At 47.4% G+C, this 12918-nt stretch carries 7 protein-coding genes; all 7 read right to left on the bottom strand.

The features are described 5' to 3' along the window. On the bottom strand, positions 1 to 2272 hold a 2272-nt coding region (locus B4O97_RS17145; RefSeq protein ID WP_158084374.1), incomplete at its 3' end, for an RHS repeat domain-containing protein. A gap of 531 nt (positions 2273 to 2803) precedes the next feature. Further along, positions 2804 to 3865, bottom strand: coding sequence for a WG repeat-containing protein (locus B4O97_RS17140; RefSeq protein ID WP_158084373.1), 1062 nt, complete (start codon positions 3863 to 3865; stop codon positions 2804 to 2806). 4 nt (positions 3866 to 3869) lie between these two features. Continuing rightward, entirely contained in the window at positions 3870 to 9950 is a 6081-nt protein-coding gene (locus B4O97_RS17135; protein WP_083052735.1) for an RHS repeat-associated core domain-containing protein, read from the bottom strand. Next, positions 9940 to 10683: a hypothetical protein gene (locus B4O97_RS17130; protein WP_143305794.1), complete on the bottom strand. Its 744-nt coding sequence runs from the start codon at positions 10681 to 10683 to the stop codon at positions 9940 to 9942. The genes B4O97_RS17135 and B4O97_RS17130 overlap by 11 nt, the downstream gene beginning before the upstream one ends. A 69-nt stretch (positions 10684 to 10752) precedes the next feature. Further along, positions 10753 to 11928: a radical SAM/SPASM domain-containing protein gene (locus B4O97_RS17125; RefSeq protein WP_083052733.1), complete on the bottom strand. Its 1176-nt coding sequence runs from the start codon at positions 11926 to 11928 to the stop codon at positions 10753 to 10755. Further along, positions 11929 to 12183, bottom strand: coding sequence for a hypothetical protein (locus B4O97_RS17120; protein WP_083052732.1), 255 nt, complete (start codon positions 12181 to 12183; stop codon positions 11929 to 11931). A 1-nt stretch (position 12184) separates the two neighbouring features. Further along, on the bottom strand, positions 12185 to 12898 hold the full coding sequence (gene tatC, locus B4O97_RS17115; RefSeq protein ID WP_158084372.1) for a twin-arginine translocase subunit TatC: 714 nt from the start codon (positions 12896 to 12898) through the stop codon (positions 12185 to 12187). Between the last annotated feature and the right edge of the window lie 20 nt (positions 12899 to 12918).

The raw sequence follows: 12918 nt of genomic DNA, 5'->3' as shown, positions 1-12918 counted from the left end.
AGAAGGATGGGAAGAAGTGTCTGCTTCGTCGGTTCACTTCATACTCAGTATCTCGATATTCCACCAAGATGTCAAAGCTCAGGGCTTCGTATAAGTAGGTCTCCGTACTCTCCCTGTTCCATTCCAGTTGTTTACTGAAACCATAGCTTTTGCTCAGGTAGGATGCCCGGGAGCTTCGCCGGCCCAGGGCGTCGTAGGTGTAGCGGACTCCGCTGTCGGCTTCCAGTTGTCCGGGCAGGAAGCCTTCGAAGTGTGTTTCGATTTGGGCTATGCGGTTTTCCGGCGTATAAGTATAGTCAGCGCTTAGGGGGCCGTCTTCTTCGCCCAGGTACTCTTTTATCAGGTTGCCGTTTTTGTCATGCAGGTAGTTTCTGTTTCCTGTCTGCTTTAGCCGGTGGGCTTCATCGTAGCTGTAGTCCACCCTCCCCCAGCCGTTGGCGCTTGTAGAAAGATTGTTTCGTGTATCGTAGCCGAAAGTCTCGGTCCATTGATACTGATGGTCGTTGAAACGGCGGCTGTAAGGGTTGATCTCCCGATAGGCGTCCTGGAGTTGGTTCTTTGTTTCAGGATCAAGGTTCAGTCTGGTCGCGAAGGGCGTCGCTCCCTCACCCGGGGTCACATGCCAGCGGGGATGTTCATGCGACGATAATCCCCGGTACTTTTTGTAGACCCCCATCCTGGGGACGGAACGTTCCTTAAGCCGTTCTTTAAGCTCGTGGTCATTGTCTACCTGCGGCAGCGCAAAGCTCATTCCTTCGTCACCATCCCCATGCCGCTTGTTTCCTCTGGACGTACTCGTTTTCTCCTCAGGATAGAGGCCGAAGTTCAGCCGCTGTTCAAAGTCGGTCTCGGGCTTCCCGCTTTCAAAGGGGTAGCGCACTTCGGCTATGCGTCCCGCTTCGTCGTAGGCAAAGCTCATGACCTCGCCCTTTTCGTCTATCCGGAATGTCTGCTCTCCCGCTTCGTTGTAGAGGTAAGCAAAGGAGTAGAGGACCGTGTTGTGTCCCCGCTTCTTTTCGTAGGACTTTATGGCGCTTATCCTTCCTGCAGGGTCGTAGACTGTTTCTGTTACCACGTCGTTCGGGGTCGTTCTATACGTTTCGCGTCCAAGGGCGTCGTAACGGTAGCCGGTGGTTTTGCCGTCCGGGTCGGTAACCGAGAGCAGCTCGTTCGCTTTTCCATAGGTGTAGGTTGTTATGCGATTGGCCTTCTTCCTTTCGGCGCGGATGCGGTTCCCGGCAGGGTCGTAGGCGTAGCGGGTTGTTTCGTTCAGCAGGCCGTCGCTTGCTTCTGTCAGACGATTTACCGGATCATAGGCGAAGCTCAAGGCTTTTTCGCCGTTTTCCGCGCCTACAAGGTTGCCTGCCGGGTCATATTCAAAACGTTTGGTCTCTCCGTTCGCAAAACGGGTTTCGATTCTGCGGTTCAGTTTGTCATAGAAGTATTCTGACTGATCACCGTTAAAATCTTTCTTACTCAGGATGTTCCCTTCCGCGTCGTAGGTGTAACTCTGGGTGTTTCCGAGCCGGTCTATCTCCTGTATAATGCGGTTCAGTTTGTCGTATTCATAGCTGTGGGCTTTCGCTTCGCCGTCGATTTCCGCCCTCAGGTTGCCGTTCTCGTCGTAGGTGTAGCTGTAGTTTTCTCCCAGGGCATTGGTAGTACTTTTCAGTCGATTGAGTTGATCGTAGGTATAGCCGGTTTCCCGCTCCATTTCATCCTGGTACGAAATAAGGTTGCCGGCAGGGTCGTACGTATACTGTTTCGTTCCACCTAAGGGGTCAGTTACTTTTACCAGGCGGCCTGCAGGGTCATGGTCGAAAGTTCGGGTGTTGCCCAGGGGGTCGGTTATGGCGGCGACAAGGCCGAGGTAATTGTAGCTGCGCCTGGTTTCGTGGCCGTAGGGGTCGCGGGTTATAATCAGACGGTTTAAGGGGTCGTACTCGAAGGTTGTAGTGTTACCGTTCCGGTCTTTCCGGGTACAGGGCTGAGATGTCTCATTGTAGGTGGTTTCGATTGTCTTGCCTGCAGGGTCGGTGGCGGTTACGATTGTGCCGAGGGAGTTGTAGGTAAACAGAACGGTTCCGCCGTTCCGGTCGGTCCGCTTGCCCACCAGGCCTCTGGGCTCATACTCATACCTGATTGTTGTGTTCAGGGGATCGGTCTGTTTGATAAGCCGGTTCAGGGCGTCGTATTCGAAAACCGTAGTGTTGCCGTTCTTGTCGATGACCGCGGTACGGTTGCCGGTTAGGTCGATACCGCGGATTCGCACGGATTTTTTTTCGGATTTGCGCGGTTCTGTCTGGCGGCATCCCTGCACCTACTTTTCAACATTGAAAAGTAGGTGCAGGACCGGGCTTTCCGGGGCTCCGCTATCGCTCCGGCCTCCTCGGACCTTTCAGTCCCTGCGGGGTCCGCCTTCGGCGCCCCTCCAATCCCTTGCCGGCAATCTCCAACGCGGTGGGTTCTGTCTTCATGTACTTTCAACTTCCATACCATTATTTGCATCCACATTCTTTATCCGCGCCAATCGCGTTGTATGCGAATACGCGGAAATAAGGAAGAAAGAAACGTCAGAAGTAAACGTATTCTTTTCGCCTACCCCGACGGTTCTTTCTCCAGATTTTCTTCCTTTCTCTTACCTGTCAATGATCACAAGTTTTTAGCAACTTTTTCACCTTTATGCCGGTGCTTGTTGAACAGCATTAAAATTATTCCTCGCACACTAAATAAAGTCGTTATAAAACTGACTATTCCGTGTCTATTACTAAAATAGTCAGTAAGAATATTTTCATCGTTTCGGTTACCGCGAAGTGACATGAGGATTTAATATATCCCTCAAATAAATAATTGTTCCAAATTTATCAAGAAGTGCATCACGACCTTTGTACTCTATGACTGCATAGCCATCATGAAAAACATCAGCGTCATCAAATATCGGATTGATTAATGTTTCCCCATTTTTTTTTAAATATCCGTATAGCATTTTTTCTCGCGTGTTGTCAAAAACGCCAATTATTGCATAATTTTCAATAAAATCAGAAAACACTACAACATCTTCAGATAAATCCTTTACTATATCACCACTTTTATTAATAAGTCGCCAGAATGGATAGAACGGTTGTTTTCTTTCGAACGTACGATATTGAACTGCAGCAATTCCTTGATTAAAAGCGAAACCATAATTATATTTAGGTGGAATAACGAATCTTCCACTTAAATCGATGTACCCCACTTTGTCATTAAATGACGCTTCACACAACCCATCTGAAAACTCACCCAGAATAGTAAACTTTGGTGGAAGTATAATCTCTCCACTATTATTTATTAACCCCTTTTGTATGCCCTCATTTGTTTTGACCCAAAAAACAGCATACCCATTAGAAAAATTTCCTCCTCCTGATATAACCAAATCTGGAAAAACATCTTCGCCATGTTTGTTTATATAATATGCTTTTTGTGTTGTTCTTACTATTGCATAATCCTCACTAAACGATTTTGCATGCAAATATCCCTCTAGTTTTACTTTACCAGTGTAGTCATAAAAACCATATACTCCATCCATTTTAAATAGGATCATTCCATTATTTGGTTTTTCAACGTAATCCGCCTCTGTACGAAAAACAATTTCACCTTTTTCATTTATTACATGATAGCCTTTCTCATCTTTTACTACTGCTATACCATCGACGAAATCTGTCCCGGAATCAAACTGTGCTGGTATAACAACCCCTAAATCTGAATTCAAATATCCAGTTGAGCTTTCAAATTCAAATCTTATTCTTCTCAGATCATTTTGAGGGAAAACACTACAGCTACAGGATAATATAACTAAAATTATGTATGCACTCTTCCATATTTTCATAAGTCTACTCCAAAGGAAGATAATGAAAATCTTCATATACAAAAGCGTCTTCAAAATCATTTTGATTGTCATATTCGAATTGTTCGACTTCTCCACCACTATAATGAGCTCCCGAAATAGAACCATCCTCTTCAACATCTACAATACCCATATGCTCTGCTGGGTGACCGGTTTCCATCATCACTGCGTTTGCACCAGTATTTGGTACATCTTGTGTCTGACTACTATAATGATCAATATAATTAGGTATATCTTCAGGGTTTTCACCAACTTTATAATCATCAGGATCAGGCCAATCATTGGGAGTCAAGCCTGCATCATCCATAACTTCGGTACAAAATTCATCACACTTGCTACCAGGTTCATCGAAGTCTAAATTATCAATAATTGCTCGTTCCAACGGATCATCAACCTGACCAGTCCCTCCCACCTCCGGCAGCAACCCCCACAAATCAACCCAATTCACCGGATCATTCTCCACATAGGCGTACCAGTTCTTCCCCGCGCGTATTGGGTCTATGGTGGTCCACCTGTTAATGGCAGGCTTATAATCCCTGAAACCATAATCATACAGTCCGACCTTCGGATCAAACTTCTTCCCGTTGAAGCCGAATAACGTGGCCGGCAACGCATTCCAGCCAGCATCGGTATGAGTGCTGTTTGTCTGGTTGGGTCGATCATAGTGGTTGCCCCATACATCAAAGCTGTAGGCCTCCGTCTGGTTCCCCCGTTCATCGGTAATCCCGACTACCGATCCCAACACATCCTGCAGATAATAGTCTGTGTCGGTATGACGGGGGTAGCGATTGCCGAAGCGTTCGTTTGTGGCAAAGGCGGTTTTACTGATCAGCCTGCTCCCATTGCCGTAGAGGTATTCACTAACAGGTTGCCACTGGTAACGTGAGGTGCGGCGATGAGTTCTTCCGTGAGTGTCCACCCTAAACTGGGTGTCTTTTAATTCTGCTAATACATTGAAAGACAGACCGTCATAGAGGTAACTCTGGTTCGATTCCTTGTTCCACTCAATCTCGTTGTGCCAGCCATGATTACTCTTGGTTGTATAGGCCGTCCGAGAGCTTCGCCGTCCCAGGGAATCATAGGTATAGCGTACCCCGGTTTCACCATCGCAGTGGTGACTCATGAAGGCTTCAATTTCGGTTTCTATCTGTTCGATACGGTTCTCCGGGGTGTAGCTGTAGTCGGCGCTTACCTCATTTAAGGCTTCCCGGGTAAGGTTGCCGTTGGCATCATGAGTGTAGGTTCTCTCTCCGGCTTGTGTTAACTCATTGGCAGCGTTGTAGCTGAAGGGTACGGCTCCCCAGCCGTTGGCTTTGCTGGTGAGGTTGTTTCTGCTGTCGTAGGTAAAGTTTTCAGTCCATACCCACGGGTCTGCGTCGAAGTGCCTGCGGCTGCCGGTCAGGTCCTGATAGGCTGTTCGGAGTTGTTCCCGCGAAGTTTGATCCAGAGACAGCCGCGCGGCAAACCGGGTTGCACCGTCACCGGGCTGAATGCGCCATCGCGGGTGGTAATCCTTTTTCTTTTTCCGGTAGTACCGGAAGACCTCTTCCTGGGGTTCGGCAATATCTTTGAGCTTGTTGATAAAGTCGTTGTCCGGGGTTCGGGGCAGGTTGAAGGTGTAACGCTCGTCGTTGTGGTGTCCATGTCCGTGGTTATGAGAGCTACTACTCCCCTCTTCAGGATAGAGGCCGAAACGCAGGCGCTGATCAAAGTCTTCGGCAGGTTTTCCGCTGTTGAACGGATACTGAGCTTCGGCAATGCGTCCCACTGCATCGTACTGGTAAGTTTCGATGTTCCCCTCTTCATCTATCTGATGCCTACGTTCCCCGGCAGCGTTGTAGAGGTAGGCAAACGAGCTTAAGAGGGTATCCCGCCAGTGTTTGTCTTCGAAGTTCTTTATGCTGGTTATCCTTCCTGCAGGGTCGTAGACTGTTTCTGTTACCACGTCGTTCGGACGTTTGCATTCGGTTTCCCGCAGCAGGGCATCGTAGGTAAAAGCGGTGGTGGTGCCGTCGGGATCGGTTACGGTTAACAGTTCGTTGGCTTTACCGTAGCTGCGGTTTATGGTGCGGTTGCCCTCGTTCCAGTGAGTGGAGAGGCGATTGCCTTCGGCATCATAGGTGTAGCGTACGGTGTCGTCGACGCTGGAGTCATAGACTTCACTCAGGCGGTTTACCGGGTCATAGCTGAAGGCCAGCTGCTTTTCTGGGTTCTCGGCTGAGGTAAGGTTGCCCTCAGCATCATAGCTGTAGATTTTGGTACTGCCGTCTGCAAAGCTTGTGTTTATTAGGCGGTCTACCGGGTCGTAGGTATAGGCGGTGAGATCTCCGTTGAAGTCTGTTTTGCTCAGCAGGTTCCCGACCGGGTCCCGGGTGTAGGTTTGTGCTGCGCCCAGGCGGTTTATCTCTTTTTTCAGACGGTTCAGTTTGTCATATTCATACTGGTAGGCGCTGCCTTCCGGGTCGGTTTCCCTTATGAGGTTGCCGTTAACATCGTAGGTGTAGCTGTAATTTTCTCCCAGGGCATTGGTGCTGCTTTTCAGTCGATTGAGTTGATCGTAGGTATAGCCGGTTTCCCGCTTCATTTCATCCTGGTACGAAATAAGGTTGCCGGCAGGGTCGTACGTATACTGTTTCGTTCCACCTAAGGGGTCAGTTGTCTTTACCAGGCGGCCTGCAGGGTCATGGTCGAAAGTACGGGTGTTGCCCAGGGGGTCGGTTATGGCGGCGACAAGGCCGAGGTAATTGTAGCTGCGCCTGGTTTCGTGGCCGTAGGGGTCGCGGGTTATAATCAGACGGTTTAAGGAGTCATATTCGAAAGCTGTAATGTTACCGTTCCGGTCTTTCCGGGTACGGGGCTGGGAGGTCTCGTTGTAGGTGGTTTCGATTGTGTTGCCTGCAGGGTCGGTGGCGGTTACGATTGTGCCGAGGGAGTTGTAGGCAAACAGAACGGTTCCGCCGTTCCGGTCGGTCCGCTTGCTCACCAAGCCTCTGGGCTCATACTCATACCTGATTGTGTTGTTCAAGGGATCGGTCTGTTTGATAAGCCGGTTCAGGGCGTCGTATTCGAAAACCGTAGTGTTGCCGTTCTTGTCGATTACCGCGGTGCGGTTGCCGGTTAGGTCATATGTATACTGTTCCCGTTTGTTGTCGGGGTCGATTAACTCGGTCAGGCGGTTACGGACATCATAGCGGTATTCTGTTGTGTTTCCGGCAAAGTCGGTCTGGTAGGTACGGTTTTGTTCAGCGTCGTAGGTAAAACTTCGGATGTTACCCAGGGCGTTTTCCTCTCTGGCGATATCGCCGAGCAGGGTGTAGTCGTACCAGGTTGCGTTTCCGTTAGGGTCGGTTACTTTGGTAAGGCGCTGGGCTGCGTCATATTCGTAACGGACGGTGCTGTTGGTTTCCAGCTGCGTTACGGAGGCCAGGTTGCCGCGGGAATCATAAGTGTAGCTGGTGGTGCTTTTTTTATCGATGAGTTTTTGTATCATCCTGCCGTCGGCCCGATAGCTGTACTCTGCGGTTTCCCCCAGGGGGTTGGTTGCCTTGATCAATAGATGCCGTCCATCGTAAGTAAACTCTGTACGATTGCCGCGTTTGTCGGTTTTGGCTACAAGGTCTTTACGCTTGTTGTACTCGTAGGTTTCAGTGTTGCCTTCCGGATCGGTCAGGCAAACCAGCTTTTTGTCTTTGCGGTAGGTATAGGTGGTTGTATATCCTGCCTGATCGGTGACTTCCAGGATATTCCCGGTTAGGTCGTTCTTAAAACGGCGAACTGTACCGTCGGGGCTTGTTTCCGATGCCGGGTAGCCATGGGAATCATACCTGAACAGGGTTGAATTGCCGCGGGGGTCGGTGGTTTTGGTACGTTGTCCTCGATCATTATATTCGTAATGTATTTCAGCGCCGTCGGGGAGTTCTTGCACGATAAGATTGCCTTTCGAATCGTAGGTATAGCCGGTAGTCCGTCCCAGGCGATCAGTATAGGAGCTTACCTTGTCTATGTCGTTATAGGTCCATTTTTGGGCATGACCCTGTGGGTCAATCGACTCAATCAGGTTACGTCGCCCGTCATAGGTAAAATGATAGGTTTCACCGACCTCGTTGGTACGCTTGATCAGGTTGTTGTTCTCATCATACTCCATGGAGATGGTCCCGCCGTCACCGTATTCGACCTTTGTTTCCAGCTTGCGCTCGTTGTAGTAGTGTCGTTCAACAATACCGGAAGCGTTTTCATATTCGCTGTAGCCGGAAGCAGGGTAATAGCGGAAATATTCGCTCATGCCCTCTTCATCGATTGCCTGGCTAACAACCATGGTCCCGGACAGGGATTCATAGATATATCGCCGTCGTTTGCCATCCGGTTTGACAATAGCGGTAAGAAGCGAACCGTCGTATTCGTAGGATATAGTATCGCCCTCAGGGTCGGTAACGGATGCAAGCATTCCGTCGAGGTTATAGCTAAAACTGATGGAATACCCTTCGGGTGATATTATTGCAGAGATCTTTTTTCCGCTCCGTGTTATCCTGATCGTTCTCCCAAAATCATCATTTATCACGGACAGCAAACCCTTGCTGTACGTACATGCAAGCTGATTATTGTTGGCGTCACTGATCGAGCTGAGCAACCCGAGAAACGAAAACTCAAAATGATGCAGGTCCTTGCGCACAAGGGTCCATGTTCCGTGTGAGTTCAGATGCAACACGTCATCGATAGGCAGCTGGGGGATGCCGAGGGCGCCCTGGGGAAAGTAATTTCTGCTGCCATCCGTATACTGTACATCACTACTGTAGTCCGGAGCCTTGTCAAGAGTGTAATAATGGGGAACTCCACTTTGATCCACCCAGGTGCAGGTACCGTTGCCGGTATTGAGAAAGGAAGGCGGTTCGTTTCCGTCGGTTACGTAGAGGTTTCGTTCCGCAGCTGCACTTGCATAGTCGTTTCTGTCGTTAGCATCCGATGCAAGATTCTCCAGCTCCACGCATAGCGTATCCAGCTCTTCCAGAGTCGCGTCTGAATCGGCAAGCTCGGTCAAAACAGCATCGACCCTGGTTTCAACCTCAGCCGCCTGGCCGGTCAAGCCACCGGAACCGGAAATCTGATTCACCAGCGCCTGGGCCTGTGCAATAAGCGATGAGCTGTGGGATGCTCGAGCCTTGGCCAGGGCGGTCTGGGCTGACTGCAGTGCAGCCGCAATCGTAGCCTGGGCGGCATCGACCTTTGTTTTGGCCGTGTTCATGGAGCTTGTTGCGCCAGCAAGACCGGTTTGCCTCTGATAGTAGTCGCTGCGCTGAGTTTCGGCGAATCCTGTCAGTAGTTCCGCAGTTTCAGCAGCATCAGGGTCCACACCAAGGATGATGCGGGTATCGTAAGAGAAGTTCCAGCCGGTACCGAAAGATTTACCGTAGGTTTTATCGCTTTCATACTGACGCTGCAAGGTAATGTTTGAACCGAGATACGGTATTGACAGGTCAGTTACTTCCGTATGGAACACCCCTGTGGCTATACGTACCGGATCGCCGGTAACGGTACTGTTAGCCTGGTTCTGGGTCTGAGCCAATTTTGCCCGAAACTGTGCGGCGGCTTCCTTGGCTTCCCGTTGCTTTGCCTCTGCTTCGCTTACCCGTTCAGCGGCTTCTTCCCGGGAAGCCTCAGCTGCCCGGATTTCATCCCGCGCTGCCTGCACAGCCCTTTCATCACCGGCGGCGATCGCCTCGTCATAAGCCGCCTGTGCGTCTTCAATTTTCTCTTCCGCAGCGGCTATGGCTTCTTGAGCTTCGGCTATTTCTTCTGAATAGTCGGAAGAACAATCATCACAACTGTCATTGCAACTGTCATCATCCCCATCACACGTACATCCTCCGCTCCCATAGGTAATACAATCTCCTCCGCAGTAGTCAGCGCAGCCTCTATCATCTGCATATAACGTATCTTTTGTTGAAATAAACGATGCAATGCCAACAGAGGAACCGAGTATCGTCTTTAGACTAATGGATAGAAACTCTCGTCTGTCAATATTCTGATCGATATCCTGACTTTTATCCGATGATTCCTTTTCATTTTTCATAAATACACTCCTTTAAATTTACTGGCATCGTATGAGATACCGTGCCAAATACCTTACGGCACTCTATGCACGAAAACCTTTTTTGCATCATCAAATACTGTTCCAGTCGTGCTACAATAAGCTTGCGTTTTAACGTGTCGACTTCAGATTTAGTGATGTGCACAAAACCTTCATCTGTTAGGCGTGGGCAAACAGCACGTTCACCATTGATAAACACTTCCAGGTCAGCCTGTTCCAGGAAGACACATTTTGCCGGAACCAGTTCGTTCAGATACCAGCATTGAAAATCGATAGTTGATAGCCAATCCTTTTTTTTCAAGATATTCTCTATACATTTCTGTTTATCGCTGTGGTCCCGGCAGACCTTCTCCGATTCAATTATCAGAGATTTGATGGGTTTGTGCTCGAAAGTATCAAGAACGGTGACGACCGCTTCAGCAGAAGAGATGTCTCCTTTATATACAATTGAAATAACATTATTCGAGAATAATAGATCATTCCTGGATATCTCTGCGACGTCATCCATGCCGAAGCAGTTGATCACACTTTCGTCGAATCCAGAAAGCTGTTCATTGGAAACAGCAGATAAATGTCCTGCCGGGATCTCTAAAATCTTTCTAAAAAAATGACCGGATATTGTTCCCAAGCCTGTTAAATCTGCCGGGTGCGCTACGGATATCATTAGAATATGTTTGCAAACAGGTTTTTTGTTATTCCCGATCCTGGTAACCATTGTCTTTATGTTTTCCCTATCCAAGGTCCGAAAGTCTATTTTCTGAATAACCATCAAATCACTCTTCCCTTAATTAACCATTCTTTTTTTATATTCTTCATCTTCCAGCAGAGAAGTCATATACTTCTCAACATGTACAGCAAAGGATTTCTGCATACGGTACATCACATAATCACACTCATACTCGATTTCAGCGCTGCTGGTGCTGTGTGCATTCTCGGCCGGACATACAGATGCACAATTCCATTGTATTTCACAGTCACTGCACTTCTCTATCCCTATTCGTTTGTTTGGTCGTATAAACTGGGCGTTGTTATATGCAGCATAGATTCCGTTGAATTTCGCGATATCGATTGTTCCATCAAGAAAATTGCCAAACTGTAAACGCGTGTTCTCATATACCCGATGACAGGCAAATGCATCGCCGTTGGGAGCTATTGAAAACAGATTATTGGAAAAGCCGCAGAAGGTACGCCGCGATGGTGTAGTTTTGTTTTTTTTCCGGTAAAGATTAGTAAATGCTCTTTTTGTATTTGTTTCGTGTAAGATCCTTTTTTTCTCTACATATTCATTAGTAATACAGGAAACAATTTTATCAACCTGTTCATCTAAACGAGAGAAATTATCTTCGCTCCACTTTCCAGTAAGAAAATCAGGTGAAAAAGTTATATTGGATGTAATTTTGTCGGATTCATCATAGACGGACACAAAATACCTGAAATTCTCCCATAAATCTTCAACTTGTTCCGGGGATAGGGTTGCTCGAATAGAAAACCTGATCGAGTTATCCAGCAGAAAATCAAATGTTTTTCTTAACGAGTCTTCATAGATTTGTCGTTTATCATCTCCGACCCTTAGCGTAAGATTTTCCGGAGCAGCATCAATCGAAAGCTGTATACTTAAAGCAGACTTCTGACTGTACTCAATCATGCAATCTCCGACTGCGGTTATATTTGTCCCGTTGGTTATTAAATGAAACTGAACCTTCCCTTCAAGCCGTCCATAGGCATAGTCCATCAATTCCTTCAACAATTCCGGATATAAGGTCGGTTCTCCGCCGAATAAAACAATCCGCAAGGGCATATCTTCAGAGATATCAGAATAGAACAGGATATTCTCAATAATTTGTTTGAAGTTCGATAATGTAATCGTGTTTGCACGACTCAATACTTTATTGGGATTAAAACAATATTTACATCTGAGATTACACGCTTCCGTAATGTATATCCAGGGATTGCGCAACATTCATCCATTCTCCGTTTTCGTATTGACTTCTTCCTGATTATCTTTTTTTCTCTTTTTTACGGTTTCTTCATCAATCTCCAGATTTTCCGCTATGGACACTACCTCGTTTCGCAAAGCGAACATCTCTTTACGGATTCTGTCTCCTGTAGCAATAAACTCTCCCGCTTTCTTCATGAATTTTGGAAAGTCCTTGGGGGATACCAGAAAAACCACCAGCAAGGCGAGTAATAATTCACCAAATCCAATACCAAACATTCTAATCATCCATTCGAAAGACCTTTCCAAGCACAATGCACACCCCGTACAATAGTGTCATTGGAAGGGCCAGTAAAATCTGGGATACTATATCCGGCGGAGTAACAGCTGCGGAGACCAAAAAGATTATGCCGATAAAGTATTTAAAATTCCTGAGCAGAAAAGAAGTATCAATAATTCTAAATTTAAGAAGCATAATTATTACAATGGGAAATTGAAAGAACAGACCAAAACCTATTATAAACTGAAAAAAGAACTGCAGATAAAGCGTATAAGAAAGCAGTCTGCTGACATCGCCTGGGTAAAACACCTCTGAACGCAAAAATCTAAGGCTTATCGGCAGAACAGCCTTAAGTGCAAAAAGGAGACCCGCAGACATCAGAATAAAAGACGAGACCAACACGGCGACAAGATAAAAACGTTCGGAGCCGGAAAGAGCAGGAGCTGCAAACAACGAGATCTGAATACCAAGGAGAGGAATGGAACAATAAATTCCAAAAAGCAGACTTGTTTTCAGCCGAGTCAGGAATCCTTCAGTTATTGAGGTAACGTATAATTCTTCCCGCAAAATAGACTGAATCAGAACAACGGCATCAGGGTAGAAAACGTAACTTACAACCGAGAAAAGAGCAGAGCATGTAATAACCAGAACAATTCGGTTACGTAGTTCATAAACATGGTCCCAAAAAGGCATGACCTTGCGAACAGGACGCACCGAAGAATAACACTGGGACA

This window comes from Marispirochaeta aestuarii (assembly GCF_002087085.1).
GTDB lineage: Bacteria > Spirochaetota > Spirochaetia > JC444 > Marispirochaetaceae > Marispirochaeta > Marispirochaeta aestuarii.
The sequence above is the reverse complement of the archived record's forward strand: the minus strand, read 5'-3'. Positions and strand labels throughout refer to the sequence as shown.

Coding starts and splice junctions, on each gene's coding strand:
- B4O97_RS17140 (WP_158084373.1), bottom strand. CDS start 3,865: ATGAAAATATGGAAGAGTGCATACATAATTTTAGTTATATTATCCTGT.
- B4O97_RS17135 (WP_083052735.1), bottom strand. CDS start 9,950: ATGAAAAATGAAAAGGAATCATCGGATAAAAGTCAGGATATCGATCAG.
- B4O97_RS17130 (WP_143305794.1), bottom strand. CDS start 10,683: ATGGTTACCAGGATCGGGAATAACAAAAAACCTGTTTGCAAACATATT.
- B4O97_RS17125 (WP_083052733.1), bottom strand. CDS start 11,928: ATGTTGCGCAATCCCTGGATATACATTACGGAAGCGTGTAATCTCAGA.
- B4O97_RS17120 (WP_083052732.1), bottom strand. CDS start 12,183: ATGTTTGGTATTGGATTTGGTGAATTATTACTCGCCTTGCTGGTGGTT.